The organism is Streptomyces sp. 1331.2, assembly GCF_900199205.1.
Taxonomy (GTDB): Bacteria; Actinomycetota; Actinomycetes; order Streptomycetales; family Streptomycetaceae; genus Kitasatospora.
In genome coordinates this window covers 4,404,247-4,428,801 of the sequence record NZ_OBMJ01000001.1, presented here as the reverse complement: position 1 = coordinate 4,428,801, position 24,555 = coordinate 4,404,247, and the positions used below count along the sequence as shown (strand labels likewise).

Here is a 24,555-nt window from a genome sequence, read left to right as displayed (position 1 = left end):
TCCCCCTTCCGCACTCTCGCGAGTTCGTCAGGGGCACAAGCGCAGGGGACCTACGACGTAGTAAGACTGGGTGCGAGCCTTCCAGAAGGACCGCGGGCATCCATGGGGAAGCCGCGGCAGGGGGCCCGACCCCACTACCTTACGGGAAGCCGTACGGCAGGCCCAAAACGGGCCGGTGTGGGATCGGGCACCTCTGCTTCGCTGGGTGCCTAAAGCGCCTGGATTACCAGGAGCTCTTGGTCACGCCCGGCAGCTCGCCGCGGTGCGCCATCTCACGGAGGCAGACACGGCACAGGCCGAACTTGCGGTACACCGAGTGCGGACGGCCGCAGCGCTGGCACCGGGTGTAGGCCCGGACGCCGAACTTCGGCTTGCGCTCGGACTTCGCGATGAGGGACTTCTTCGCCATTGGCTCACGCCTCCTTGAACGGGAAGCCCAGAGCGCGCAGGAGCGCCCGGCCCTCGTCGTCGGTCTGAGCGGTGGTCACGACGGTGATGTCCATACCGCGCTGACGGTCGACCTTGTCCTGGTCGATCTCGTGGAACATAACCTGCTCGGTCAGACCGAAGGTGTAGTTGCCACGGCCGTCGAACTGCTTCGGGGAGAGACCACGGAAGTCACGGATACGCGGCAGGGCCAGCGACACCAGACGGTCCAGGAACTCCCACATGCGGTCACCACGGAGGGTGACGTGGGTGCCGATCGGCTGGCCCTCGCGCAGCTTGAACTGCGCGATGGACTTACGGGCCTTGGTCACGGCCGGCTTCTGACCGGTGATCGCGGTCAGGTCGCGGATCGCGCCCTCGATCAGCTTGCTGTCACGGGCAGCCTCGCCGACACCCATGTTGACCACGACCTTGACCAGGCCGGGGATCAGCATGACGTTCTCGTACGAGAACTGCTCCTGCAGCTGACCCTTGATCTCGGAGCGGTAGCGCTCCTTGAGACGGGGGGTCACCTTCTCAACAGTCGTCTCAGACATCAGATGTCCTCACCGGTTCGCTTGGCAACGCGGATCTTGTTGCCCTCGTCGTCGAAGCGGTAGCCAACGCGGGTGACGACCTTCTTGCCGTCCTTCTCCACGACCAGCTGGACGTTGGAGACGTGCACCGGGGCCTCGACGGTCACGATGCCACCCTGGGTACCCGGACCCGGCTTGGTGTGCTTCTTGACCCGGTTCACACCCTCGACCAGGACCTTGTTCTCAGCCGGCATGGCCTGGATGACCTTGCCCTGCTTGCCCTTGTCCTTGCCGGTGATGACCTGGACCAGGTCACCCTTCTTGATCTTCATGCTGTTCGCCATGGGTTAGAGCACCTCCGGCGCCAGCGAGATGATCTTCATGAACTTCTTGTCGCGCAGCTCGCGGCCCACCGGGCCGAAGATGCGGGTGCCACGGGGGTCACCCTCGGTGTTCTTCAGCACGACAGCGGCGTTCTCGTCGAAACGGATGTACGAGCCATCCGGACGACGACGCTCCTTGACGGTGCGGACGACGACGCACTTGACGACGTCACCCTTCTTCACCGAACCACCGGGGATCGCGTCCTTGACGGTCGCGACGATGACGTCCCCGATACCGGCGTAGCGGCGACCGGAGCCACCGAGAACACGGATGCAAAGGATCTCCTTGGCACCAGTGTTGTCGGCAACACGCAGTCGCGACTCCTGCTGGATCACAGCTTTCTCCTGATCGTCAACGAGAGTCGACGGGCCGGCCGCTGCTCACACCGGCGCCCCCGGGGGGACCCGCTGCACATACGGCCGTACCTCATCGGCTTCGTTACTTGGCCTTCTCGAGGATCTCGACGACGCGCCAGCGCTTGGACGCGGACAGCGGGCGGGTCTCCGCGAGGAGGACCCGGTCGCCGATGCCGCAAGCGTTCTGCTCGTCGTGCGCCTTCAGCTTGTTCGTACGGCGGATGACCTTGCCGTACAGAGCGTGCTTGACGCGGTCCTCGACGGCGACGACGACGGTCTTGTCCATCTTGTCGCTGACGACGAGACCCTCGCGGGTCTTGCGGAAACCGCGCGTCTCGTTGGTGTTCTCAGTCATCAGGCGTTCTCCACCGTCTCGATGCCCAGCTCGCGCTCGCGCATCAGGGTGTAGATCCGCGCGATGTCCTTGCGGACGAGCTTGAGCCGTCCGTGGTTGTCGAGCTGCCCGGTCGCCGCCTGGAAGCGGAGGTTGAACAGCTCCTCCTTGGCCTCGCGAAGCTTCGCAACGAGACCCTCGTTGTCCAGCTGGCGAAGCTCAGCAGCCTTGGTAGCGGCCGACATCAGCTCTCACCGTCCTCGCGCCGGACGATCCGGCACTTCATCGGCAGCTTGTGCGCGGCGCGGGTGAGCGCCTCGCGAGCAACCTTCTCGTTCGGGTACGACAGCTCGAACATGACCCGACCCGGGTGCACGTTCGCGATCCACCACTCCGGCGAACCCTTACCGGAACCCATGCGGGTCTCGGCCGGCTTCTTGGTGAGCGGGCGGTCCGGGTAGATGTTGATCCAGACCTTGCCGCCACGGCGGATGTGACGGGTGATCGCGATACGAGCGGACTCGATCTGACGGTTCGTCACGTAGGCCGGGGTCACGGCCTGGATGCCGAACTGGCCGAACGCCAGCTCGGTGCCACCCTTGGAAGCGCCACGGCGCTTCGGGTGGTGCTGCTTGCGGTGCTTGACCCGACGGGGGATCAGCATTTGGGTCAGGCCTCCGTTCCGGTGTTCTCGGCAGCCGGAGCCTCGACGGCCGGGGCCGCGGGGGCCTCGGCAGCGGCGGGACGACGGCCACGGCCACCGCGCTCGCCACCACGGCGCTCGCCACCGCGGGCGGGACGACCACCCTCGGGACGGGCCGGGCGGTTGCCCGAGCGGGCAGCGGCGTTCTCAGCGCGGACCTCGGCGATGTTCTTGACGTCGCCCTTGTAGATCCAGACCTTCACGCCGATGCGGCCGAAGGTCGTCTTGGCCTCGAAGAAGCCGTAGTCGACGTTCGCGCGCAGGGTGTGCAGCGGCACACGGCCCTCGCGGTAGAACTCCGAACGGCTCATCTCGGCGCCGCCGAGACGACCGGAGCACTGGACCTTGATGCCCTTGGCGCCGGACTTCATGGTGCCCTGCATCGACTTGCGCATGGCACGACGGAAGGAGACGCGGGAGGACAGCTGCTCCGCGACGCCCTGAGCCACGAGCTGGGCGTCCAGCTCGGGGTTCTTGACCTCAAGGATGTTCAGCTGGACCTGCTTGCCGGTCAGCTTCTCCAGGTCGCCGCGGATGCGGTCGGCCTCGGTGCCACGGCGACCGATGACGATGCCGGGGCGAGCGGTGTGGATGTCGACGCGGACGCGGTCGCGGGTGCGCTCGATCTCGACCTTGGAGATGCCGGCGCGCTCCATGCCCTTCGTCATCATGCGACGAATGGCAACGTCTTCCTTGACGTAGTCCTTGTACAGCTTGTCGGCGTACCAGCGGGACTTGAAGTCCGTGCTGATGCCGAGGCGGAACCCGTGCGGGTTAACCTTCTGGCCCATTACCGGGTCCCTTCCTTGCTGCTGACGACCACGGTGATGTGGCTGGTCCGCTTGCGGATCCGGTAGGCGCGGCCCTGGGCGCGCGGACGGAACCGCTTCAGGGTCGGGCCCTCGTCAACGTACGCCTCGGAGATGTAGAGGTCGTCCACGTTGGAGTGGTTGTAGTTGTGCGCGGCGTTGGCGATGGCGCTGTCGAGCACCTTGCCGACCGGCACGGTGGCGGCCTGCGGAGCGAAACGCAGGACGGCCTGGGCCTCCGTGGCATTCATGCCACGGATGAGGTCCACCACGCGGCGGGCCTTCATGGGCGTCACGCGGATGTACCGCGCCTGTGCCCTGGCTTCCATGGTTGTCCCCTTAATGGAGTAAGTCATTGAGTCTTATTGGCGCGCAAGCTCAGCCCGTGGCCAGAGGCCACTGATGGGCTCTCTAGCGACGCTTCGACTTCCGGTCTTCCTTCACGTGGCCACGGAAGGTGCGGGTCGGAGCGAACTCGCCGAGCTTGTGGCCGACCATCGACTCGGTGACGAACACCGGGACGTGCTTACGGCCATCGTGAACCGCGATCGTGTGGCCGAGCATGCTCGGGGAGATCACGGAACGACGGGACCAGGTCTTGATGACGTTCTGGGTACCCGCCTCGTTCTGAGCGTCCACCTTCTTGATGAGGTGGCCGTCGATGAAGGGGCCCTTCTTGAGACTGCGCGGCATCTGACCTGCTCCTAGCGCTTCTTGTTGGTCTTGCGGCGGCGCACGATGAGCTTGTCCGACGCCTTGTTCGGGCGACGGGTACGGCCCTCGGGCTTACCCCACGGCGAGACCGGGTGGCGACCACCGGAGGTCTTACCCTCACCACCACCGTGCGGGTGGTCGATCGGGTTCATGGCGACACCACGCACGGTCGGGCGGACGCCCTTCCAGCGCATGCGGCCGGCCTTGCCCCAGTTGATGTTCGACTGCTCGGCGTTGCCGACCTCGCCGACGGTGGCACGGCAGCGCGCGTCAACCAGACGGATCTCACCGGAGGGCATGCGCAGGTGCGCCATCTTGCCCTCACGCGCCAGCAGCTGGATGCCGGAACCGGCCGAGCGGGCCAGCTTGGCACCGCCGCCGGGACGCAGCTCCACCGCGTGGATGGTGGTACCGACCGGGATGTTGCGCAGCGGCAGGTTGTTGCCCGGCTTGATGTCGGCGCCAGCGCCGTTCTCGATCCGGTCACCCTGCGCGATGCCGCGCGGCGCGATGATGTAGCGCTTCTCGCCGTCCGCGTAGTGCAGGAGCGCGATGCGCGCGGTGCGGTTCGGGTCGTACTCGATGTGCGCGACCTTGGCCGGCACGCCGTCCTTGTCGTGACGACGGAAGTCGATCACGCGGTAGGCGCGCTTGTGACCGCCACCCTGGTGGCGAGCGGTGACACGACCGGCGTTGTTGCGGCCGCCCTTGCTGTGCAGCGGGCGAACCAGCGACTTCTCCGGGGTGGACCGCGTGATTTCTACGAAGTCGGCCACGCTGGAGCCACGACGGCCCGGCGTAGTCGGCTTGTACTTGCGGATGCCCATTTGGCTCTCTCGTCCTCGTCCTAATCGACGATCACGATCTCCTTGTTCAGGAGACCGGACCACCGAAGATGTCGATGCGGTTGCCCTCGGCCAGCGTCACGATGGCGCGCTTGGTGTCCTTGCGCTTGCCAAAGCCCGTCTTGGAGCGCTTGCGCTTGCCCTGACGGTTGATCGTGTTGACAGCCTCGACCTTGACCGAGAAGACCGCCTCGACGGCCTGCTTGATCTGGGTCTTGTTGGCGCCCGGCGACACGATGAACGTGTACTTGTTCTCGTCGAGGAGCGAGTAGCTCTTCTCCGAGATGACCGGCTTCACCAGGACGTCACGGGGGTCCGTGAACGTCTTGCTCGTAACGTCGCTCATCAGGCGGCGCTCCCTTCGAGCTCGCCCTCAGCGGCAACGGCCTTGGCGGACGCGGCCGGACCGGCCACGAAACGCTCGAAGGCGGCCTGGGTGAAGACCACATCGTCGGAGACGAGCACGTCGTAGGTGTTCAGCTGACCGGCGTCCAGGATGTGCACGTGCGGCAGGTTGCGAGCGGACTTCAGGCCCAGCTCGTCCTCGCGCTCGACGACCAGGAGGACGTTCTTGCGCTCGGTGATCTTGCCGAACAGGCTCTTGGCGGCCTTGGTCGACGGCGCCTCGGTCGCGGTCACGCCGGTGACGACGTGGATGCGGTTGTGGCGGGCCCGGTCGGTGAGCGCACCGCGCAGGGCGGCGGCGATCATCTTCTTCGGGGTCCGCTGCGAGTAGTCGCGCGGCACGGGACCGTGCACGACGCCACCGCCGGCGAACTGCGGCGCACGGGTCGAGCCCTGACGGGCGCGGCCGGTGCCCTTCTGGCGGTACGGCTTCTTGCCGCCACCGCGGACCTCGCCACGAGTCTTGGTCTTGTGGGTGCCCTGACGGGCCGCAGCGAGCTGCGCCACGACGACCTGGTGCATCAGCGGAACGCTGACCTTCGCGTCGAAGATCTCGGCCGGCAGCTCGATGCTGCCGGTCTTGTCGCCAGCCGGCGACAGGATGTCAATGGTGCTCATTTCCTCACAGCCCCTTCGCCGCGGTGCGGACGAGGACGAGGCCGCCGTTCGGGCCCGGGACGGCGCCCTTGATGAGCAGCAGACCCTTCTCCGCGTCGACCGCGTGCACGGTCAGGTTCTGGGTGGTCACACGCTCGTGGCCCATCCGACCAGCCATGCGCAGGCCCTTGAACACACGGCCCGGGGTGGCGCAGCCACCGATGGAACCGGGCGAGCGGTGCTTGCGCTGGGTGCCGTGACCGGCGCCGAGGCCCTTGAAGTTGTGACGCTTCATGACACCGGCGAAGCCCTTGCCCTTGGAGGTGCCGGTCACGTCGACCTTGACACCCGCCTCGAACAGCTCGGCGGTGATCTCCTGGCCCAGGGTGTACTCGGAGGCGTCCGAGGTACGGAGCTCGACCAGGTGGCGGCGCGGGGTGACACCGGCCTTGGCGAAGTGGCCCGCGAGGGGCTTGTTCACCTTGCGGGGGTCGATCTCGCCGAAGCCGATCTGGACGGCGTCGTAGCCGGCCGGGCTGTCGGCGGTGTGGACCTGGGTCACGACATTGGGCCCAGCCTTGACGACGGTCACCGGAACGACCCGGTTGTTCTCGTCCCAGACCTGGGTCATGCCGAGCTTCTCGCCCAGGATGCCCTTAATCTGCTTAGCCATCTTCGGTGCGCCTCTCAGAGCTTGATCTCGATGTCGACGCCAGCCGGCAGGTCGAGACGCATGAGCGAGTCAACCGTCTTCGGCGTGGGGTCGAGGATGTCGATCAGACGCTTGTGAGTACGCATCTCGAAGTGCTCGCGCGAGTCCTTGTACTTGTGCGGCGAGCGGATGACGCAGTACACGTTCTTCTCAGTGGGCAGCGGCACCGGGCCTGCGACCTGCGCACCAGTACGGATCACCGTCTCGACGATCTTCTTCGCCGAGGAGTCGATGACCTCGTGGTCGTAGGCCTTGAGCCGGATGCGGATCTTCTGTCCCGCCATGGCTACTCAGTAGTCCTTTGTCCTTAGTCACTTCACGACCCCCCTCCGACCCCCGCGCTCGGGCGTGTCGCCCTCGCGCTTGCAAAAAACCGGCGAAATAACTCGTCGGTTTCGAACTTCGGAATGGGGGGAGCCGGGCCGAGGCCCCGCATACGCTTCCCGGAAGATTCCCGTACTTTCGCCCCGCAGCTGCCGTGGCGTAGAACTCACGCTTGACGGCCATCACGGGAACGACGAGTACATGGGACTCGCTTCCGGTCCTCCCGGCGGGAGGCGCGCAGCATCGGCACTCAACCGAGCAACTTGGACATACTGCCACATGGAGCAGCCCGGATGCCAATCGGGGCCGATGAGGTGCTCCTCACCGGCCCCGATTGGGTGATCACGCAGGTCAGTCCTTGCGCCAGAGGACCCAGCCGTGTTCCTTGCTGTACTTCGCGACGTGCCAGCCCGGGCGCGGCGTGGACCAGCTGGCCTCCGGCGCGACGTCCTGGCCGACCGCCAGCAGCATCGCGGTGGCCTGCTCCGGCGGGTTGTTGCCGTTCTTGACGTTGTCGGTCCAGACCCGGCCCCAGTAGACCTCGTAGGCCAGCGCCATCCGGGTGCCCCAGTCGAGGTCCCAGTCCAGGATCACGTTGTCGCCCTTGCGCAGCCCGGCCTCCTTGGCCAGGCCGACGGCCGGGTACTTGCGGAACTTGGCGTGCGGCTCGGCGACGTTGTCGGTGATCGCGACGGTCGCGTAGGCGGCGAAGAGCGTCACGCAGCCGACCACGGCGGCCACCACCCGGCGCCCGCCGGCCACCCGCAGCAGCAGGCAGGCGGCCAGCACCGCCAGCGCGCCGAGGGTCGTCCGGCCCATGTGCAGGTTGTCCCAGCTCGACGCCAGGAACATCGCGTCCGGCACGGTCCACGGCAGCGCCCAGTCCTTCAGCGCCTTGCCGGCGTACCCGGTGACGGACACCTGGATGATCGCGATCACCGCCGCGCCGACCAGCGCCGACCAGAGCAGCGACCGTGTCCGGGCCCGGAACAGCGCGGCCAGACCGACGACCAGGAACAGCGGCACCAGCACCGCGCAGTACCGGGCGTACACCCAGTTGTCGACGCGGTCGGTGTCCGCCAGGCCCGCCGCGGAGGCCAGCGCGGTGCCGAACAGCATGGCGAGCATGCAGAAGGCCACCACGCGGTCGGCCACCGTGAACCGGCGGCGGAACACGGCCACCACGCACAGCACGAAGGCGATCGCCCCGAAGCCGTACGTGGAGGTCATGAAGTACCAGAGCTGCCCGAAGGTGCGGGCGATGATCGTGCCGATGAACCTGCTGTCCTCCAGGTTCTCGAAGACCTTGTTGCCGACCGTGCTCGGCGGCACGTCCTTGAACTGGTTCTCGACGAAGCCGGCCAGCAGCTTGGCCCCCAGGACGGACGCCCCGAGCCCGGCGAGCCCGGCCAGCGCGGAGAGCCGCGGCGCCCAGCCGACGGCCAGCACCACCAGCAGGGCCAGCGCGGTCAGCGCCACCACCACGCCGCCGCGGTCGTGGGTGGCCATGGTGTAGCCGGCCGCCAGGCCCATCGCCACCGCGTGCAGCGAGCGGCGGCGCGGCGATCCGGGCGAGAGCCAGCCGTGCATCGTGACCAGCCAGGCCAGCAGGAGCACCGGGAGGACGGTGTCCGACATGACGAACTGGGAGTAGAAGATCACCGGCGGCACCAGCGCCACGGCGGTCGCCGACAGGTACGCGTGCGTGCGGGACAGGCCCAGCCGGCGCGCGGCCACGAAGGCCAGCGGGAAGACCAGCGCGTTGAGCACCGCGTTGATGCCCATGATCAGGTGGTACGCGGTCGCCGGGTTGTCGGCGATCCGCAGCGCCGGCGAGATCAGCAGCGGGTACCCGCCGGGGATGACCACACCGACGGGCATCTCGGTGGTCGGCCGGCCGGCCAGCACCCTCGCTATCACGAGGTACGAGTCCTCGTCCGCGTGCACCGACGGGAAGTAGTTGTGGATCGACAGCGCCAGCCGGAACGCCGTCTGCCCGAGGTAGCCCAGCAGCAGTGCCGTCGGCCAGAACCACCGGTGGGCGGCGAGCGCCCGCAGCCGGACCAGAGCGGCCGGCGGCCGGGTCGGGTCGGCGGCCGCGGTCCCGCCGTCCTCCCCCGGACTCCGCCCGTCGGGCGCTTGGGCAGAGTCGATCAGCGGCTGCACCGGGACACTTCCCTACTTGAGTGAGTGGACGATCTCGTCATGGCCGTCTTGACGCGGCGTCGCGAGCTCCGGCCCGCCCCCACCGCTCTTCGGATCGCATCGGCAGTCTGCCACGGGCCGTTCGACCGGGGCCAGCACATCCTGCCCGTCACAGACGACAACGACCGGCCCCGGAACGGCGGTTCACCCTGCGGTGCCGCGCCCGGAGCCGGTCGTACGGCTCAGCCCTCGTGCCGCTGCCCGGAGGTCAGCGCGTGCCGGAACAGGGCCTTGGCGCCGTCCCGCTGACCGCGGCGCAGCGCGCCCGGCAGCATGGTCAGCGCGTGCAGCCGGGAGGCGCTGCGGACCCGGGCCGCACGGGCGGCCTTGGGCCAGCCGCGGGCGTCCATCCGCTCCGCCACCGCGTTGAAGTACCGCTCCGCCTCGGTGAACCGGGTACCGGAGAAGGCCTGCACCGAGGACTCGCTCACCGCGTGCCGGCGGTACTGGAAGACGACCGTGGTGTTGTCCACGATCATCTGCTCGCCGCGCTCCAGCAGGTCGACGACCAGGGCCAGGTCCTGGATCACCGAGTAGTCGTCGCGGAAGTTCACCGCGCGCAGTGCCTCGCCCCGCCAGCAGATCGACGGGAAGTAGAGCCAGTTGCCGCGCAGCACGCTCGCCGCGAGCTCCTCGCCGCCCATCAGGCGCCGGCCCTTGACGGTCGGAGCGTAGATCCGCTCCTTCACGTTGTCGGCCAGGCCCGAGACGGGCGCACCGTTGCCGTCGATCACCTCGACGCCCGGCTGCACCATGCCCACGTCCGGGTTGTCGCGCAGGACGGCCCGGACGGTCTCCAGGTAGTGCGGGTGCAGCAGGTCGTCGCAGCCCATGATGACCACGTGGTCGGCCCGGGACAGCTCCACGCACTTCTGGAAGTTCTTGGTGATGCCGAGGTTCTGCGCGTTGCGCTGGTAGTGCACCCGGTCGTCGCCGAGCTCGGCGAACCAGCCCGGGACGTCCGGCTCCTTGCCGTCGTCGAGGACGGTCAGCCGGAAGTCCCGGTCGGTCTGCGCGAGGATGCTGCGGACCGCGGCCTGCATCAGTGCCACGTCGCCGTAGTACGGCAGCATGAACTCGAAGGTCGCCACGGGATCAGGCCTTGCTGCGGTCGACCGGGGCCGAGACCGGCAGGTCCAGGTCGAAGCGCTCCTCGTTCAGCCGGGCGCCCTCGTTGATCGCCACGGTGCGCGCCAGGTCGGTGAGCTTCTTCTCCAGCGAGCGGAAGCGCAGGAAGGTGTTGAGGGTCAGGAAGCCCATCGCCAGCACCATCACGTACAGAACCAGGTCGGTGCCACGGCCGACGCCCAGCTGGTGGGCGAGCCAGGTCACGTCGGTGGGGCGCAGCACCGCGTAGATGTTCACGACCACGAAGACCGAGAACGCGATGCGCTTCCAGGCGCGGGTGTTGGCACGGTCCCAACGCCGGATGAACATGAAGGCGAGAGTGACCGAGCCGAGAATGAGAACCAGCTGGATCCAGAAGAATTTCATCGGCGGCTACGCTCCCGCAGCGAGATGTCGAAGATGATGTTGACGCCGTTGATCAGGGACTGACCCTTGGCGCGTGAGTAGTCGGTGTACAGGATGTCCACCGGGAGCTCGGCGACCCGCAGGTCGGAGCCGGCCAGGAAGCTGACGATCTCCGAGGCGTGCGCCATGCCGTTCATGGTGATCCGCAGTCGGCCGGCGGCCTCGCGGTTGAGCACCCGCAGCCCGTTGTGGGCGTCGGTCAGCTTGAGCTTGCGCGCCGTCGGGCTGACGGTCGCCGCGGTCCGCAGGACGACCCGCTTGATCCACGGCACCTGGCCGTTCTGCTCGATGAAGCGCGAGCCGAGGACCACGTCGGTCTCGCCCTCGCGCAGCAGCGCGACCATCTTCTCGACGTCGGCGGTCTGGTGCTGACCGTCCGCGTCGAAGGTGGCGAAGTACTTGGCACCGGGCTGGGCCAGGGCGTACGCGAGGCCGGTCTGCAGCGCCGCACCCTGTCCGAGGTTGACCGGGTGGCGCACCAGGTGGGCACCCGTGCCCATGATGTGCTTGGCCGAGTCGTCACCGCTGCCGTCATCGACCACCACGATGTTCGGGAACGTCTTTCGCGCCCCCTCCACAACGTCGGCGATCACCTGGCCCTCGTTGTAGGCCGGGATCACCAGCCAAACATCGTCGTACTGGGACACGGAGGCTCCATGAATGGGGTCTGGCCCGCGCTGCTGCGCGGCGATCTGAAGATGGTGGGCGGACACGGTCATTCACCGGCCGTCCGGCTGCTCAACACCGCGGCGTCCTGGTCGCCCGACTGCTGGACGAGGCCTGCGGAAGTCGTCGCCGAACGGGCGAAACTCTGCCTCAGGACCGCCAGCATACCGACGACGGTGGCCACGGAACCGGCCGCGTAGGCCAGGATCACGCGGGTCGACACCTCCCCCGGCAGGAAGGTCACCCCCGCGAGGACCGCGGTGCCGACCGCCCAGCAGAGCAGCTGGAGGTTGTGCCGTTTGAATACCATCAGCGCCTGGCCGAGCACCATCGCGAACATGTACGCCACGGTTCCGGCGGACAACCAGAAGAAGTCGAGGCAGCCGAGGACCGGCTTCGCCCCGAACAGCACCTGGATCAGCCAGGGGCCGAGGGCGACCGCGGGGATGCCGCCGAGCAGCCCCAGCAGGCCGACCACCGCACCGATCCGGCGGAGCATACCGGTGAACGCGGCCCGGTCCCCCACCGCGATGGCCGCGGAGAGGCCGTTGAGCAGCGAGGCCTGCAACGATCCGAAGACGAACAGCGGCACACGGGCCAGCACCAGCGCGTTGAGCAGGGCGGCGATCAGCGCGGACTCGGTGGGCGCGAGCAGCTTGGTGCTCACCACGGCGGCGTTGACCACGACCTGCGAGAGCAGGGTCGAGCAGATCAGCAGCCCCAGGCCGGAGCAGAGCTCCGACCAGCCGACCTGCTCGCCGGGCTTGACCGCCCGCAGCAGCGGCGGCAGCGTGGCGATGGTGGCCAGGATCGGCGCGACGGCCAGGATCAGGCTGAACGCGAGCGCCGAGTGCACCCCGGCCGCGCCGCAGCCGAAGGCCAGGCCGATCCGCAGGCCGCCGTCCAGCCCCAGCTGGGTGCCGTACGCGCCGAAGCGGCCGAGGCCGGCCAGCACGCCGCGGGTGAGGTAGCAGACCGCCATGCCGGTGAAGGCTCCGCCGAGCGCCAGCACCAGCGAGCGGTCGCCGTGGAACATCGCCCGGGCGATCGGGCCGGAGGCGGCGCCGAGGACGAGCAGGGTCGCGCCGAGGATCCCGCCGGTGAGCAGGGTGGCCCGGCGCAGCACCGGTGCGGCGCCGTGACCGAGCGCGGCTCGTGCGGAGACGATCCGGGTGAGTTCCTGCTCGATCGGGAAGAAGACGCCGATGCCGACGGACATCACGATCGTCCACAGCAGGGAGACGTTCGCCATGTCGTCGACCGACAGGCTGTGGCCGGCCACTCCGAGGTGGATGTAGGAGGCGGCGCCCAATACGACGGTGCCGCCGGCCACCGCCAGGGTTCCCGGCGGCAGCGCGGCAGCGACCTTCGTCAACGCTTTCTTCACTGAGGTCTGTCGCTCTCGGTGGTCCGGGCCGTGGCGGCCAGTTCGGCGAAGACGGGCCGGGCCAGGGCCTCGGCCAGCATGGCCCGCCACTCGGGCAGCGGGGCCAGCCCGGCGGCGGCCCAGCGGTCGTGGGCCAGCACGCTGAAGGCGGGGCGGACGGCCGGGCGGACGAACGCCTCCGAGGTGGTGGGGCGGATCCGCTCCGGGTCGAGCCCGCTCAGCGCGTAGGTCTCGCGGGCCAGCCCGCACCAGGTGGTCCGGCCGCTCGCGGTGCCGTGGTAGACCCCGGCCGGAGCCTCGCCGGCGAGCGCGGCGCGGCCGAGCTCGACCAGCCGGCCGGCCAGCGCGTACGACCAGGTCGGCTGACCGTGCTGGTCGTCGACGACGTCCAGGGTGTCCCGCTGGGTGGCCAGCTTGAGCATGGTGGCCACGAAGTTCGGGCCGTGCTCGCCGTACAGCCAGGCGGTGCGCACCACGTAGCCGTGCTCGGGGAGGAGCTCGGCGACGGCCCGCTCCCCCACCAGCTTGCTGCGGCCGTACGCGTTGACCGGCGCGGTCGGGGCGTCCTCCGGGCAGGGCTCGGTGGCGTCGCCCGGGAGGACGTAGTCGGTGGAGACGTGCAGCAGCCGGACGCCGGCCTTGGCGCAGGCCGCGGCCAGGAGGCGCACGCCGGTGCCGTTGACGGCGGTGGCGGCGTCCTCCTCGGTCTCCGCGGCGTCGACGTTCGTCCACGCGGCGCAGTTGACCACGAGGTCGTGGCCCTCGACGGCGGCCTGCACGGCCGCCGCGTCGGTGATGTCCAGGTCGGCCCGGCGCAGCGCGGTGACCTCGGCGGTCGGGTCGGCGGCGAGCACCGCCAGCACGTCCCGCCCGAGCATCCCGGCCGCGCCGGTGACCAGCCAGCGCACCCGGCCGGCGGCGTTCGCGGTCACTTGGCCAGGGCCGCCTTCTGCTTCAGCGGCTCCCACCAGGCGCGGTTCTCGCGGTACCAGGCGATGGTCGCGGCGAGGCCGTCCTCGAAGCGGACCTGCGGCTCGTAGCCGAGCTCCTCGCGGATCTTGCTGATGTCGATCGAGTAGCGCAGGTCGTGGCCCTTGCGGTCCTCGACGTGCTCGACCATGTCCCAGCCCGCGCCGGCGGCCTCCAGCAGCAGGCCGGTCAGCTCCTTGTTGGTGGCCTCGGTACCGCCGCCGATGTTGTAGACCTCACCCGCGCGGCCGCCGCGCATGACCAGCTCGATGCCCCGGCAGTGGTCCGAGACGTGCAGCCAGTCGCGGACGTTGCCGCCGTCGCCGTACAGCGGAACCTTCTTGCCGTCGATCAGGTTGGTGGTGAAGAGCGGGATGACCTTCTCCGGGAACTGGTAGTGCCCGTAGTTGTTGGAGCAGCGGGTCACCACGACGTCCATGCCGTGCGTGCGGTGGTAGGCCAGCGCCAGCAGGTCGGAGGAGGCCTTGGAGGCGGAGTAGGGGGAGTTCGGCTCCAGCGGCCAGGTCTCGGTCCAGGAGCCCTCGCTGATCGAGCCGTACACCTCGTCGGTGGAGATGTGCACGAAGCGGCCGACACCGTGCTTGCGGGCGGCATCCAGGAGGACCTGGGTGCCCACGACGTTGGTCAGCACGAACGGGCCCGCACCGGCGATCGACCGGTCCACGTGGGACTCGGCGGCGAAGTGCACGACGACGTCGTGGCCGGGCATGACCTGGTCGACCGCGTCGACGTCGCAGATGTCGCCCTGGACGAAGGTGTAGCCCTGGTGGTTCGCCACCGGGGCCAGGTTCTCCAGGACGCCCGAGTAGGTGAGCTTGTCAAAGACGGTGATCCGGGCGCTCTCGTCCGCTCCGAGGAGCTGACGGACGAACTCCGAACCAATGAATCCGGCGCCGCCGGTCACGAGGATGCGCATAATGCGCGTAGTCTACCGCCGCCCGAGCGGCCTCCTGTCCCGCCCCCACCGGCCCCCACCACCCCCCGAGTTCTCGAATAGGGTGCACCCATGCGTGGAATCCTCCTGGCCGGCGGCACCGGCTCACGGCTGTGGCCCTTGACCCGAGCGGTGTCGAAGCAGCTCCTCCCGGTCTTCGACAAGCCGATGATCTACTACCCCCTCTCGACCCTGGTGATGGCCGGGATAAGCGAAATCCTGATCATCACCACCCCGAACGACCGGGACCAGTTCGAACGGCTGCTGGGTGACGGTTCCCAGCTCGGCCTGAAGCTCCAGTACGCCGTCCAGGAGAAGCCCGAGGGCATCGCCCAGGCCTTCGTGCTCGGCGCGGACTTCATCGGCGACGAGCCGGTGGCCCTCATCCTCGGCGACAACATCTTCCACGGCAGCGGCCTGGGCACCGCCCTGACTGAGCACTCCGACATCAAGGGCGGCCGGGTCTTCGCCTACCCGGTGGCCGACCCGACCGCGTACGGCGTGGTCGAGTTCGACGAGAGCGGCCAGGTCATCTCGATCGAGGAGAAGCCGGCCGAGCCCAAGTCCCGCTACGCCGTCCCCGGCCTGTACTTCTACGACAACCGGGTCGTCGAGATCGCCCGCAACCTGAAGCCGAGCGCCCGCGGCGAGCTGGAGATCACCGCCGTCAACGACGCGTACCTGCGCACCGGCGACCTGCACGTCACGATCCTCGACCGCGGCACCGCCTGGCTGGACACCGGCACCTTCGTCTCGATGGTCCAGGCCTCGGAGTTCGTCCGGGTCATCGAGGAGCGCCAGGGCTTCAAGATCGGCTGCATCGAGGAGGCGGTCTGGCGGGCCGGCCTGATCGACGACGCGCAGCTGCGCGAGCTCGCCGAGCCGCTGCTGAAGAGCGGTTACGGCCAGTACCTGGTGACCCTGCTCGACGAGGCGGCCGGCCGGTGAAGTTCCGTGAACTCTCCATCGAGGGCGCCTTCGAGATCACCCCTCAGGTGCACGGCGACCCGCGGGGCCACTTCACCGAGTGGTACCGCTTCGACCGGCTCGCCGAGGTCGTCGGCCACCCGCTGACGCTGGCTCAGGCCAACCTGTCGCTCTCCGCCAAGGACGTCGTGCGCGGCATCCACTTCGCGGACGTGCCGCCCGGCCAGGCCAAGTACGTCGCCTGCACCCGCGGCGCGGTGCTGGACGTCATCGTCGACCTGCGGGTCGGCTCGCCGACCTTCGGCAAGTGGGAGGGCGTGCGCCTGGACGACACCGAGCGCAAGGCCGTCTACATCCCCGAGGGCCTGGGCCACGGCTTCTGCGCGCTCACCGACGACGCGACGCTGACCTACCTCTGCTCGGCGACGTACAACCCGACCGGCGAGCACGGCGTGCACCCGCTGGACCCGGACCTCGGCATCGAGTGGCCGGCCGAGGCCCCGCAGCTGTCGGCCCGCGACGCGGCCGCGCCCTCGCTCGCGGAGGCGATCGCCAGTGGCCTGCTGCCGGACTACGAGGCCTGCAAGGCCTACACGGAGTCGCTGAAGCAGCAGTGACGGCGGCGGTGACGGCAGAGCCCGGAACCACGAAGGGGACGCGTGCCGCGGCACGCGTCCCCTTCGTCGTCACTGCCGCCGTCCGGCCGGCCGTCGTCAGCGCTTCCGGAAGACCCAGACCTTGAGGAGCACGAACCGGGCCACGGTGGCAAGGCCGTTCGCCACGACGAGGCCGGTCACCTCGACCACCCGGGAGGCGTCCGGCACCGCCGCGTCGAGCAGCGCCAAGGCGCCGCTGCTGAGGCCGAGCCCGATCACGAAGGCGACCGCACCCTGGAGCTGGTGGCGCACCGCGCCGTCCGAGCCGGTGATGCCGAAGGTGAAGCGGCGGTTGGCCGCGGTGTTGGCCACCGCACTGACGGCCAGCGCCACCAGGTTGGCCACCTGGGAGGAGGCGAGCAGCCGCAGCAGGACGAACAGCGCCAGGTAGAAGAGCGTGCTCAGCACGCCGATGACCAGGAAGGACGGCAGCTGCCGGCGCATCCCGGGCGAGCCGGGGGCCTGCCCGCCGCGCTCGTCGTTCCCGCCGTGCTCACCGTGCTCGTCGCGGTCGGCGGAGAGGATCTCGTTCACTTGCCCGTCCCGTACCGGTCCTGCTCCTCGGCCGAGTCGTAGCCGACGAAGTAGGCCGGCCGCGCCTGGACCGCCGAGTAGATCCGGCCGACGTACTCGCCGAGCAGTCCGACGCAGACCAGCTGGACGGCGCCGAGGAACAGCATCCCTATGAACAGCGAGGACCAGCCCGGCACGGTGGAGCCGACGGCGTACGCGATCGTGGTGTAGAGCGCCAGCGCGATGCAGACCAGGAAGCTGAACAGCCCGAGCCAGGTGGCCAACCGCAGCGGGGCCGCGGAGAAGTTGGTGACGCTGTCCAGCGCGAGCCGGACCATCTTGGACAGCGGGTAGTGGGTGCTGCCGGCGACCCGCTCCTCGCGGACGTAGACCACCTCGCCGCTGGGGAAGCCCAGCCACGGCACCAGCAGCCGGTAGACCGGCTGGTGCTCGGGCATCGCCTTGAGCGCGTCCACCGCGGCCCGGCTGAGCAGCCGGAAGTCGCCGGCCTGGTTGGGCATCCGCTTGCCGACCAGCTTGCGCATCAGCCAGTAGTACGCCCCGGCGCTGTGCCGTTTGAAGGAGGTGTCGGTGCCGCGGTCGCCGCGGACGCCGTAGACGATGTCCAGGCCCTCCTCCCGGGCGAGCGCCAGCATCTCGGGGATCTTCTCCGGCGGGTCCTGCAGGTCGGCGTCGATCGAGACGACGTAGTCGCCGAAGGCCCGGTGGATGCCGGCGGTGAGGGCGGCCTGGTGCCCGGAGTTGCGGGCGAAGCGGACGATGCGGAACTCCGGCCAGTCCTGGCGGATCTTCTGCATCAGCACCGGCGTCGCGTCGGCGCTGCCGTCGTCGACGCCGACCACCTCGTAGGCCACGTCGAGCCCGTCGAGGATCGGCCGCAGCCGTTCGACGGTCAGCGGAAGCGCCTCCTGCTCGTTGTAGATCGGCATCACGACCGACAACAGCGGTGTGGTTGACATGCGGTGGGTCCCACTTTCCGCGACGGCGGGAGCTTGTTGGTGGCCCGACCATAACAGTCGGCGATGAGCGGTCCGTGAAAGGAGGCACGCCCCCGTGAGTGCCTCATGAAGGAACGCCGAAGGGCCCCGCACACCGAGCGGTGCGCGGGGCCCTTCGGACTCAGCCTGTACGAGGCAGGCAGGTCAGATCGTCAATTACTTGAGGATCTTGGTGACCTGGCCGGCGCCGACGGTGCGGCCACCCTCACGGATGGCGAACTTCAGGCCCTCCTCCATGGCGATCGGCTGGATCAGCGCGACCGTCATGGCGGTGTTGTCGCCCGGCATGACCATCTCGGTGCCCTCGGGGAGGGTCACGACGCCGGTCACGTCCGTGGTACGGAAGTAGAACTGCGGGCGGTAGTTGTTGAAGAACGGGGTGTGGCGGCCACCCTCGTCCTTCGACAGGATGTACGACTGGGCCTCGAAGTCGGTGTGCGGCGTGACCGAACCCGGCTTGATGATGACCTGGCCGCGCTCGACGTCCTCGCGCTTGATGCCACGGAGCAGCAGACCGACGTTCTCACCGGCCTGGCCCTCGTCGAGCAGCTTGCGGAACATCTCGATGCCGGTGACCGTGGTGGTGGTCTTGGTCTCCTTGATGCCGATGATGTCGACAGTCTCGTTGACCTTGAGGATGCCACGCTCGATACGACCGGTGACGACGGTGCCACGACCGGTGATCGTGAAGACGTCCTCGATCGGCATCAGGAACGGCTGGTCCACGGCGCGGGCCGGGGTGGGGATGTTCTCGTCGACGGCGTGCATCAGGCCGACGAGCTTCTCGCCCCACTCCTTGTCGCCCTCCAGGGCCTTCAGGGCGGAGACGCGGACGACCGGCAGGTCGTCGCCCGGGAACTCGTACTCGGAGAGCAGCTCACGGACCTCGAGCTCGACGAGCTCCAGGATCTCCTCGTCGTCCACCATGTCGGCCTTGTTCAGGGCGACGACGATGTAGGGGACGCCGACCTGGCGGGCCAGGAGGACGTGCTCCTTGGTCTGCGGCATCGGGCCGTCGGTGGCGGCGACCACCAGGATGGCGCCGTCCATCTGGGCGGCACCGGTGATCATGTTCTTGATGTAGTCAGCGTGACCCGGGCAGTCGACGTGGGCGTAGTGACGCGCCTCGGTCTGGTACTCGACGTGCGCGATCGAGATGGTGATACCGCGCTGACGCTCCTCCGGCGCCTTGTCGATCTGGTCGAACGGCGTGAAGGGGTTCAGGTCCGGGTACGCGTCGTGCAGCACCTTGGTGATGGCCGCGGTCAGCGTGGTCTTGCCGTGGTCGATGTGACCAATGGTGCCGATGTTGACGTGGGGCTTCGTCCGCTCGAACTTCGCCTTCGCCACTGAGTCCTCCTGAGGACAGTTCCTGTACGCCGTGCTGACGTCAGTTGGTCTTGATCGGGCTGGGTCCGTGGTGCCGGAAGCACCTCGCACCGTCCCGCGGGTAGGGGCCGGAGGCCCCGGGAGGATCCGTCCGGATCCTCCCGGGTCGCCTCCTAATAGCCTAAGGGGTCGGAATCATCCCGAATGTCGGGCTGGTTCCGAGGCCGGCAGAGCCGGACCTACTCGCCCTTGGCCTTGGCGATGATCTCCTCAGCCACGGCCTTGGGGACCTCGGCGTACGAGTCGAACTGCATCGAGTAGCTGGCGCGACCAGAGGTCTTGCTGCGCAGGTCACCGACGTAGCCGAACATCTCGGAGAGGGGCACCAGCGCCGTGACGACGCGGGCACCGTGACGCTCGTCCATGGACCGGATCTGGCCACGGCGAGAGTTGATGTCGCCGATCACATCGCCCATGTAGTCCTCGGGCGTGGTGACCTCGACGGCCATCATCGGCTCAAGAAGGACCGGCTTGGCCTTCTTCGCGCCTTCCTTGAAGGCCATCGAGCCGGCGATCTTGAACGCGAGCTCGGAGGAGTCGACGTCGTGCGACGCACCGTCGAGCAGCGTGACGCGGACACCCTGCAGCGGGTAGCCGGCGAGCACACCGAACTCCATGGCCTCCTGGCAACCGGCGTCGACCGAAGGGATGTACTCCTTCGGCACGCGGCCACCGGTGACCTTGTTCACGAACTCGTAGCCCTCGGCCTGCTCAAGCGGCTCGATCGCGATCTGGATCTTCGCGAACTGGCCCGAACCACCGGTCTGCTTCTTGTGCGTGTAGTCGATGCGCTCGACGGCCGAACGGATCGTCTCGCGGTAGGCGACCTGCGGCTTGCCGACGTTGGCCTCGACCTTGAACTCACGCTTCATACGGTCGACCAGCACCTCAAGGTGCAGCTCGCCCATACCCGCGATGATGGTCTGGCCGGTCTCCTCGTCCGTGTTGACCTGGAAGGACGGGTCCTCCTCGGCGAGACGCTGGATGGCGACACCCAGCTTCTCCTGGTCACCCTTGGACTTGGGCTCGATGGCGACGCGGATGACCGGGGCCGGGAAGTCCATGGACTCCAGGATGACCGGGTTCTTCTCGTCGGCCAGCGTCTCACCGGTGGTGGTCTGCTTCAGGCCCATGACGGCGACGATGTCGCCGGCGCCCACCGACTCGATCTCCTCACGCTTGTTCGCGTGCATGCGGTAGATCTTGCCGATGCGCTCCTTCTTGCCCTTCACGGCGTTCAGCACCGAGGTGCCGGACTCCAGGCGACCGGAGTAGATCCGGACGAAGGTGAGCTTGCCCAGGTGAGGGTCGGACATGATCTTGAACGCCAGCGCAGCCAGCGGCTCGTCGTCCGAAGCCTTACGGGAGATCTTGGTCTCCGGGTCGTTCGGCTTGGTGCCCTCGATGGACTCGATGTCCAGCGGCGACGGCAGGTACTTGACGACCGCGTCGAGCAGGGGCTGAACGCCCTTGTTCTTGAAGGCGGTACCGCAGAAGATCGGGGTGAAGTCCGAGTTCAGGGTGCCCTTGCGGATCGCGTCCTGCAGCAGCTCGACCGGGATGTCCTCGCCCTCAAGGGCGAGCTCCATGATCTCGTCGCTGACGTTCGAGACGGTGTCGATCAGCGCCTCGCGGTACTCCTCCGCCTGCTCCTGCAGCTCGGCCGGGATGTCGACGATGTCGTACATCTCGCCCTTGGCGGCCTCGGCCGACCAGACCAGCGCCTTCATGCGGACAAGGTCGACAACGCCCTTGAAGTCCGCCTCGGCACCGATCGGGAGCTGCATGACCAGCGGGGTGGCGCCGAGGCGGTCCACGATGGTCTGCACGCAGAAGAAGAAGTTCGCGCCCGTGCGGTCCAGCTTGTTGATGAAGCAGATGCGCGGGACGCCGTAGCGGTCAGCCTGCCGCCACACGGTCTCGGACTGGGGCTCGACACCGGCAACACCGTCGAACACCGTCACGGCACCGTCGAGGACGCGCAGCGAACGCTCCACCTCGACGGTGAAGTCGACGTGACCCGGGGTGTCGATGATGTTGATGGTGTGGTCGGCGTCGTCGACCGTCCAGTGACAGGTCGTCGCGGCCGACGTGATCGTGATGCCGCGCTCCTGCTCCTGCTCCATCCAGTCCATGGTGGCAGCGCCATCGTGGACCTCACCGATCTTGTACGAGACACCGGTGTAGAACAGGATCCGCTCGGTGGTGGTGGTCTTGCCCGCGTCGATGTGCGCCATGATCCCGATGTTGCGGACCTTGGCGAGGTCAAGGGAGGTTGCAGCCATGGTGGCTCGTTCTCTCTCTGTCTAGTGACGGGGTACGGACTACCAGCGGTAGTGCGCGAAGGCCTTGTTGGACTCGGCCATCTTGTGGGTGTCCTCGCGACGCTTCACGGAAGCGCCCAGGCCGTTGCTGGCGTCGAGGATCTCGTTCATCAGGCGCTCGGTCATGGTCTTCTCGCGACGGGCGCGGGAGTAACCGACCATCCAGCGCAGCGCCAGGGTGCTGGCGCGGCCCGGACGGACCTCGACCGGAACCTGGTAGGTCGCGCCACCGACACGGCGGGACTTGACCTCAAGGGCCGGCTTGACGTTCTCCAGCGCGCGCTTCAGCGTGACGACCGGGTCCGAGCCGGTCTTCTCACGGACGCCCTCAAGGGCGCCGTAGACGATCCGCTCGGCGGTGGAGCGCTTGCCGTGCAGCAGGATCTTGTTGACCAGCTGGGTGACGACCGGGGAGCCGTAAACCGGGTCGATGATGACCGGGCGCTTCGGGGCGGGGCCCTTACGAGGCATTCTTACTTCTCCTTCTTGGCGCCGTAGCGGCTGCGAGCCTGCTTGCGGTTCTTGACACCCTGGGTGTCGAGCGAACCGCGGATGATCTTGTAGCGGACACCAGGAAGGTCCTTCACACGACCACCGCGCACCAGCACGATGGAGTGCTCCTGCAGGTTGTGGCCCTCGCCCGGGATGTAAGCGGTGACCTCGATCCCGCTGGTGAGGCGCACACGGGCGACCTTGCGGAGAGCCGAGTTCGGCTTCTTCGGGGTGGTCGTGTACACACGCGTGCAGACCCCACGGCGCTGCGGGGAACCCTTCAGCGCGGGAGTCTTGTTCTTCTCGACCTTGTCCTGCCGGCCCTTTCGGACCAGCTGCTGGATCGTAGGCACCGTTTCTCCGTTTTCTGTGTGCCAAGGCTTGGTGGAACTAACCTGCGGTGTCTCCCGCACACACGGCCCCGTGGTCGACCCACGCGGTCGGGTGTGTTGGGCTTGTTACGACACGGAATCCCATGGCTGATGTACAGCGACGGCGCTCTACGCGCGGAGCGCCAGGAGGCGCTCCGGCTCGGCGCGGCGACCGGTGTGCATGCACGCACAAGGACCCGGGGACACCCCAGGCACAAGGTCAGAGCGTACCTAGCGCATGGGGCGCGGTCAAAACAAATGCAACGCCGCAGGTCGCGGGGCTTGTGCCGGAAGCGGTACCGGAGCCGACCCGGAACGGGGCCCCACTACCACAACCGCCCACTCCCCGCACGGCGAAACCCTACGCCTCCGCGTGGGCCCCGGCGAGCCGAGTACGGCCCCCCGCGTCCTCGGCCCCGGCCGCCCCGGACGGCTGCGGCCCGGTCCGCTCCCGGTTGTCCGAGACGGCCGCGAACAGCCCGAACGCGAGCGCTGTCAGCGTGTACACGAGCAGCCAGAGCGGCCAGCTGCCGGGCGGCGACCAGTGGGCCGGGCTGATCAGCAGCGGGCCCTCGGTGCCGTCGGCGTTGCGGCGCAGCGCCCACAGGAAGGCGGCGGCGTTGACCAGGCCGAGCGAGAAGCTGGAGATCACCAGCAGCCGGCGCCAGGCGAAGCCGCCCCAGGGCAGCCGCTCGTGGCAGAGCGCGGCGCACATGATCGGCAGTCCGACGGCGAAGGGCAGCAGGTAGCGGCCCTGCCAGATCATGCCGAGCTGGCGCGCCTGCATGGCCTGTGCCGCTATCGGTATCACCACGATGCCGACCATCACGCCGACGATCGCCAGGGTGTCCCGGAAGCGGGCGTAGCACAGCGCGAGCATCGCCAGGGCGAGCACCACGGCGCACCAGACCAGCAGCGTCGCGGCCGGCGGCTGGGCGTCCAGCCAGCCGAAGTAGCCGATCATGTGCTTCATGTAGAGCAGCCCGTTGTCGAAGGTCTTGCGGGCCGCGTTCAGCGGGGTGAGGTCGCTCGGGGTGTTGATGACCGAGTTGTCCGGGTGGCTCGACGACCAGACCAGGGCCGAGCCCGCCGCCGCCACCGCCAGACCGCCCCAGACCCAGGCCACCTTGCGGCGCAGCACCTCGCGCACCGCGCCCTTCTGGCTCAGCAGCAGTCCGAAGAACAGGGCCCCGGCGAACCAGATCAGCCCCAGCGGGCGGATGCTGATCAGCACCAGCGCGCCGATGCCCAGCCGGGCCAGCCGGCGGTTCAGCAGGTACGGGTCCGGGCTCATCAGCATCGGCAGCCCGGCGCTCCAGACCAGGATTCCCGCCGCGATCTCCGGGCCGCTCGGGTTGACCACGCCGAACATGAACAGGGCCATCGGGGTGGCCGCGGTGATCACTCCGAGCAGGGTGAAGGAACGCCGCCGCCACTCCGCCGCCGAGACCACCGCGCTCGCCACCAGGGCGGAGCAGATCAGCGCCGACATCAGGCGCATCAGGTAGAAGGCCGCCTCGCCGTGGACCAGGAGGCTGGGCCAGCCCACCGCGAAGTAGTACGCGGGGTGGTAGCGGCCCGCGGCCGTGGTGACCAGGGCCGTTCCCGGGCGGTCCTTGAGCGTCGGCGCGCAGGACGCGGACCGCTCGGACACGAAGACGTAGCAGGCGTTGACGTCCTTCAGGTCCTGGTAGATGCGCGGGAGGACGACACCGGTCTCGGCGAACTTGCCGTCGATCCCGCCGACCACGTGCGGGACCATGACCTCACGGCCCTCGACCTGGCCGCGGGCGACCGCTGCCGCGCGGATGAGGTGCGCGTGCTCGTCCGGCGAGGCGCCGGTCGGTGTGGAGAGCGACCAGGAAGCGCTCAGTACGAACAGGATCGCGAACGCCACGGCCCACAGTCGCCTCGGCGAGGACGCGAGCCGGTCGGCGAGGGACTTGACTGCGGTGATCATCATCTGGAATGGGGCCTTCGGGTCAGTCCGAGCTCACGGGGCGG

Annotated in this window: 31 protein-coding genes; 2 read left to right on the top strand and 29 right to left on the bottom strand. The window is 68.5% G+C overall.

Annotation, left to right across the window (positions count from 1 at the left end; translation table 11 throughout):
* Positions 1 to 223 precede the first annotated feature (223 nt).
* The 22 genes from CRP52_RS18960 to rfbB form a co-directional block, all read right to left on the bottom strand.
* A complete protein-coding gene (locus tag CRP52_RS18960) occupies positions 224 to 409 on the bottom strand; it encodes a type Z 30S ribosomal protein S14 (RefSeq protein WP_030055830.1) in 186 nt (61 codons plus the stop codon).
* A 4-nt stretch (positions 410 to 413) separates the two neighbouring features.
* Positions 414 to 983, bottom strand: coding sequence for a 50S ribosomal protein L5 (gene rplE, locus CRP52_RS18955; protein ID WP_097237489.1), 570 nt, complete (start codon positions 981 to 983; stop codon positions 414 to 416).
* Positions 983 to 1,294: a 50S ribosomal protein L24 gene (rplX, locus tag CRP52_RS18950; protein WP_030232484.1), complete on the bottom strand. Its 312-nt coding sequence runs from the start codon at positions 1,292 to 1,294 to the stop codon at positions 983 to 985. Before rplX ends, rplE begins: the two co-directional genes overlap by 1 nt.
* 15 nt (positions 1,295 to 1,309) lie before the next feature.
* Positions 1,310 to 1,681 carry a 50S ribosomal protein L14 gene (gene rplN / locus CRP52_RS18945; RefSeq protein WP_030232481.1) on the bottom strand — a complete coding sequence of 124 codons (372 nt, stop codon included), beginning with the start codon at positions 1,679 to 1,681 and terminating at the stop codon, positions 1,310 to 1,312.
* Between the two features lie 103 nt (positions 1,682 to 1,784).
* On the bottom strand, positions 1,785 to 2,057 hold the full coding sequence (rpsQ, locus tag CRP52_RS18940; RefSeq protein ID WP_097237488.1) for a 30S ribosomal protein S17: 273 nt from the start codon (positions 2,055 to 2,057) through the stop codon (positions 1,785 to 1,787).
* Positions 2,057 to 2,281: a 50S ribosomal protein L29 gene (gene rpmC / locus CRP52_RS18935; RefSeq protein WP_030263491.1), complete on the bottom strand. Its 225-nt coding sequence runs from the start codon at positions 2,279 to 2,281 to the stop codon at positions 2,057 to 2,059. Before rpmC ends, rpsQ begins: the two co-directional genes overlap by 1 nt.
* Positions 2,281 to 2,700 carry a 50S ribosomal protein L16 gene (rplP, locus tag CRP52_RS18930; protein WP_030300385.1) on the bottom strand — a complete coding sequence of 140 codons (420 nt, stop codon included), beginning with the start codon at positions 2,698 to 2,700 and terminating at the stop codon, positions 2,281 to 2,283. The genes rpmC and rplP overlap by 1 nt, the downstream gene beginning before the upstream one ends.
* A gap of 5 nt (positions 2,701 to 2,705) precedes the next feature.
* The gene (rpsC, locus tag CRP52_RS18925; protein ID WP_097237487.1) at positions 2,706 to 3,530 is read right to left on the bottom strand and encodes a 30S ribosomal protein S3; all 825 of its coding nucleotides are present in this window, start codon (positions 3,528 to 3,530) and stop codon (positions 2,706 to 2,708) included.
* A complete protein-coding gene (gene rplV, locus CRP52_RS18920) occupies positions 3,530 to 3,877 on the bottom strand; it encodes a 50S ribosomal protein L22 (RefSeq protein WP_030280773.1) in 348 nt (115 codons plus the stop codon). The genes rpsC and rplV overlap by 1 nt, the downstream gene beginning before the upstream one ends.
* An 82-nt stretch (positions 3,878 to 3,959) precedes the next feature.
* Positions 3,960 to 4,241 (bottom strand): 30S ribosomal protein S19, encoded by a 282-nt coding sequence (rpsS, locus tag CRP52_RS18915; protein WP_030280772.1) that lies wholly within the window; start codon positions 4,239 to 4,241, stop codon positions 3,960 to 3,962.
* Positions 4,242 to 4,252: 11 nt separating this feature from the next.
* Positions 4,253 to 5,089, bottom strand: a complete 837-nt coding sequence (rplB, locus tag CRP52_RS18910) for a 50S ribosomal protein L2 (RefSeq protein ID WP_030232466.1) — start codon at positions 5,087 to 5,089, stop codon at positions 4,253 to 4,255.
* A gap of 46 nt (positions 5,090 to 5,135) precedes the next feature.
* On the bottom strand, positions 5,136 to 5,453 hold the full coding sequence (rplW, locus tag CRP52_RS18905; protein ID WP_030280768.1) for a 50S ribosomal protein L23: 318 nt from the start codon (positions 5,451 to 5,453) through the stop codon (positions 5,136 to 5,138).
* Positions 5,453 to 6,130: a 50S ribosomal protein L4 gene (gene rplD, locus CRP52_RS18900; RefSeq protein ID WP_097237486.1), complete on the bottom strand. Its 678-nt coding sequence runs from the start codon at positions 6,128 to 6,130 to the stop codon at positions 5,453 to 5,455. Before rplD ends, rplW begins: the two co-directional genes overlap by 1 nt.
* Positions 6,131 to 6,134: 4 nt before the next feature.
* The gene (gene rplC, locus CRP52_RS18895; RefSeq protein WP_031063055.1) at positions 6,135 to 6,782 is read right to left on the bottom strand and encodes a 50S ribosomal protein L3; all 648 of its coding nucleotides are present in this window, start codon (positions 6,780 to 6,782) and stop codon (positions 6,135 to 6,137) included.
* Between the two features lie 14 nt (positions 6,783 to 6,796).
* Positions 6,797 to 7,105 carry a 30S ribosomal protein S10 gene (gene rpsJ, locus CRP52_RS18890; RefSeq protein ID WP_012785157.1) on the bottom strand — a complete coding sequence of 103 codons (309 nt, stop codon included), beginning with the start codon at positions 7,103 to 7,105 and terminating at the stop codon, positions 6,797 to 6,799.
* A 391-nt stretch (positions 7,106 to 7,496) separates the two neighbouring features.
* On the bottom strand, positions 7,497 to 9,311 hold the full coding sequence (locus CRP52_RS18885; RefSeq protein WP_097237485.1) for a phospholipid carrier-dependent glycosyltransferase: 1,815 nt from the start codon (positions 9,309 to 9,311) through the stop codon (positions 7,497 to 7,499).
* 221 nt (positions 9,312 to 9,532) lie between these two features.
* Positions 9,533 to 10,441 carry a glycosyltransferase family 2 protein gene (locus tag CRP52_RS18880; RefSeq protein WP_218893103.1) on the bottom strand — a complete coding sequence of 303 codons (909 nt, stop codon included), beginning with the start codon at positions 10,439 to 10,441 and terminating at the stop codon, positions 9,533 to 9,535.
* A 4-nt stretch (positions 10,442 to 10,445) separates the two neighbouring features.
* The gene (locus CRP52_RS18875) at positions 10,446 to 10,844 is read right to left on the bottom strand and encodes a DUF2304 domain-containing protein (RefSeq protein WP_030232447.1); all 399 of its coding nucleotides are present in this window, start codon (positions 10,842 to 10,844) and stop codon (positions 10,446 to 10,448) included.
* On the bottom strand, positions 10,841 to 11,530 hold the full coding sequence (locus CRP52_RS18870; RefSeq protein ID WP_218893102.1) for a glycosyltransferase family 2 protein: 690 nt from the start codon (positions 11,528 to 11,530) through the stop codon (positions 10,841 to 10,843). Before CRP52_RS18870 ends, CRP52_RS18875 begins: the two co-directional genes overlap by 4 nt.
* 68 nt (positions 11,531 to 11,598) lie before the next feature.
* Complete coding sequence (locus CRP52_RS18865; RefSeq protein ID WP_179852849.1) at positions 11,599 to 12,924, bottom strand: lipopolysaccharide biosynthesis protein; 1,326 nt, start codon at positions 12,922 to 12,924, stop codon at positions 11,599 to 11,601.
* Between the two features lie 8 nt (positions 12,925 to 12,932).
* Positions 12,933 to 13,868 carry a dTDP-4-dehydrorhamnose reductase gene (rfbD, locus tag CRP52_RS18860; protein WP_259470467.1) on the bottom strand — a complete coding sequence of 312 codons (936 nt, stop codon included), beginning with the start codon at positions 13,866 to 13,868 and terminating at the stop codon, positions 12,933 to 12,935.
* Positions 13,865 to 14,842 (bottom strand): dTDP-glucose 4,6-dehydratase, encoded by a 978-nt coding sequence (gene rfbB / locus CRP52_RS18855; protein ID WP_097237483.1) that lies wholly within the window; start codon positions 14,840 to 14,842, stop codon positions 13,865 to 13,867. The genes rfbD and rfbB overlap by 4 nt, the downstream gene beginning before the upstream one ends.
* Positions 14,843 to 14,932: 90 nt before the next feature.
* Between rfbB and rfbA the strand changes: the two genes are divergently transcribed.
* Entirely contained in the window at positions 14,933 to 15,808 is an 876-nt protein-coding gene (gene rfbA, locus CRP52_RS18850; protein ID WP_097237482.1) for a glucose-1-phosphate thymidylyltransferase RfbA, read from the top strand.
* Positions 15,805 to 16,404, top strand: coding sequence for a dTDP-4-dehydrorhamnose 3,5-epimerase (gene rfbC, locus CRP52_RS18845; RefSeq protein WP_097237481.1), 600 nt, complete (start codon positions 15,805 to 15,807; stop codon positions 16,402 to 16,404). Before rfbA ends, rfbC begins: the two co-directional genes overlap by 4 nt.
* Positions 16,405 to 16,500: 96 nt before the next feature.
* Here the strand turns inward: rfbC and CRP52_RS18840 are convergent, their stop codons facing one another.
* The 7 genes from CRP52_RS18840 to CRP52_RS18810 all read right to left on the bottom strand — a co-directional run bounded on the left by CRP52_RS18840 (position 16,501) and on the right by CRP52_RS18810 (position 24,514).
* Entirely contained in the window at positions 16,501 to 16,977 is a 477-nt protein-coding gene (locus tag CRP52_RS18840) for a GtrA family protein (protein ID WP_257032610.1), read from the bottom strand.
* On the bottom strand, positions 16,974 to 17,936 hold the full coding sequence (locus tag CRP52_RS18835; protein ID WP_097237480.1) for a glycosyltransferase family 2 protein: 963 nt from the start codon (positions 17,934 to 17,936) through the stop codon (positions 16,974 to 16,976). Before CRP52_RS18835 ends, CRP52_RS18840 begins: the two co-directional genes overlap by 4 nt.
* A gap of 195 nt (positions 17,937 to 18,131) precedes the next feature.
* Positions 18,132 to 19,325 (bottom strand): elongation factor Tu, encoded by a 1,194-nt coding sequence (gene tuf / locus CRP52_RS18830; RefSeq protein WP_097237479.1) that lies wholly within the window; start codon positions 19,323 to 19,325, stop codon positions 18,132 to 18,134.
* A 218-nt stretch (positions 19,326 to 19,543) separates the two neighbouring features.
* Entirely contained in the window at positions 19,544 to 21,649 is a 2,106-nt protein-coding gene (gene fusA, locus CRP52_RS18825) for an elongation factor G (RefSeq protein WP_097237478.1), read from the bottom strand.
* Positions 21,650 to 21,688: 39 nt separating this feature from the next.
* Positions 21,689 to 22,159 carry a 30S ribosomal protein S7 gene (rpsG, locus tag CRP52_RS18820; protein WP_030055803.1) on the bottom strand — a complete coding sequence of 157 codons (471 nt, stop codon included), beginning with the start codon at positions 22,157 to 22,159 and terminating at the stop codon, positions 21,689 to 21,691.
* Between the two features lie 2 nt (positions 22,160 to 22,161).
* Complete coding sequence (gene rpsL, locus CRP52_RS18815) at positions 22,162 to 22,533, bottom strand: 30S ribosomal protein S12 (RefSeq protein ID WP_014144289.1); 372 nt, start codon at positions 22,531 to 22,533, stop codon at positions 22,162 to 22,164.
* Positions 22,534 to 22,912: 379 nt separating this feature from the next.
* Positions 22,913 to 24,514 carry a DUF2142 domain-containing protein gene (locus CRP52_RS18810; RefSeq protein ID WP_097237477.1) on the bottom strand — a complete coding sequence of 534 codons (1,602 nt, stop codon included), beginning with the start codon at positions 24,512 to 24,514 and terminating at the stop codon, positions 22,913 to 22,915.
* Positions 24,515 to 24,555: the final 41 nt, after the last annotated feature.

Excerpts from the sequence above, each read along its gene's own strand:
- CRP52_RS18960 (WP_030055830.1), bottom strand. The coding sequence starts at position 409 with ATGGCGAAGAAGTCCCTCATCGCGAAGTCCGAGCGCAAGCCGAAGTTC.
- rplE (WP_097237489.1), bottom strand. The coding sequence starts at position 983 with ATGTCTGAGACGACTGTTGAGAAGGTGACCCCCCGTCTCAAGGAGCGC.
- rplX (WP_030232484.1), bottom strand. The coding sequence starts at position 1,294 with ATGAAGATCAAGAAGGGTGACCTGGTCCAGGTCATCACCGGCAAGGAC.
- rpsQ (WP_097237488.1), bottom strand. The coding sequence starts at position 2,057 with ATGACTGAGAACACCAACGAGACGCGCGGTTTCCGCAAGACCCGCGAG.
- rpmC (WP_030263491.1), bottom strand. The coding sequence starts at position 2,281 with ATGTCGGCCGCTACCAAGGCTGCTGAGCTTCGCCAGCTGGACAACGAG.
- rplP (WP_030300385.1), bottom strand. The coding sequence starts at position 2,700 with ATGCTGATCCCCCGTCGGGTCAAGCACCGCAAGCAGCACCACCCGAAG.
- rpsC (WP_097237487.1), bottom strand. The coding sequence starts at position 3,530 with ATGGGCCAGAAGGTTAACCCGCACGGGTTCCGCCTCGGCATCAGCACG.
- rplV (WP_030280773.1), bottom strand. The coding sequence starts at position 3,877 with ATGGAAGCCAGGGCACAGGCGCGGTACATCCGCGTGACGCCCATGAAG.
- rpsS (WP_030280772.1), bottom strand. The coding sequence starts at position 4,241 with ATGCCGCGCAGTCTCAAGAAGGGCCCCTTCATCGACGGCCACCTCATC.
- rplB (WP_030232466.1), bottom strand. The coding sequence starts at position 5,089 with ATGGGCATCCGCAAGTACAAGCCGACTACGCCGGGCCGTCGTGGCTCC.
- rplW (WP_030280768.1), bottom strand. The coding sequence starts at position 5,453 with ATGAGCGACGTTACGAGCAAGACGTTCACGGACCCCCGTGACGTCCTG.
- rplD (WP_097237486.1), bottom strand. The coding sequence starts at position 6,130 with ATGAGCACCATTGACATCCTGTCGCCGGCTGGCGACAAGACCGGCAGC.
- rplC (WP_031063055.1), bottom strand. The coding sequence starts at position 6,782 with ATGGCTAAGCAGATTAAGGGCATCCTGGGCGAGAAGCTCGGCATGACC.
- rpsJ (WP_012785157.1), bottom strand. The coding sequence starts at position 7,105 with ATGGCGGGACAGAAGATCCGCATCCGGCTCAAGGCCTACGACCACGAG.
- CRP52_RS18875 (WP_030232447.1), bottom strand. The coding sequence starts at position 10,844 with ATGAAATTCTTCTGGATCCAGCTGGTTCTCATTCTCGGCTCGGTCACT.
- rfbB (WP_097237483.1), bottom strand. The coding sequence starts at position 14,842 with ATGCGCATCCTCGTGACCGGCGGCGCCGGATTCATTGGTTCGGAGTTC.
- rfbA (WP_097237482.1), top strand. The coding sequence starts at position 14,933 with ATGCGTGGAATCCTCCTGGCCGGCGGCACCGGCTCACGGCTGTGGCCC.
- CRP52_RS18835 (WP_097237480.1), bottom strand. The coding sequence starts at position 17,936 with ATGTCAACCACACCGCTGTTGTCGGTCGTGATGCCGATCTACAACGAG.
- fusA (WP_097237478.1), bottom strand. The coding sequence starts at position 21,649 with ATGGCTGCAACCTCCCTTGACCTCGCCAAGGTCCGCAACATCGGGATC.
- rpsG (WP_030055803.1), bottom strand. The coding sequence starts at position 22,159 with ATGCCTCGTAAGGGCCCCGCCCCGAAGCGCCCGGTCATCATCGACCCG.
- CRP52_RS18810 (WP_097237477.1), bottom strand. The coding sequence starts at position 24,514 with ATGATGATCACCGCAGTCAAGTCCCTCGCCGACCGGCTCGCGTCCTCG.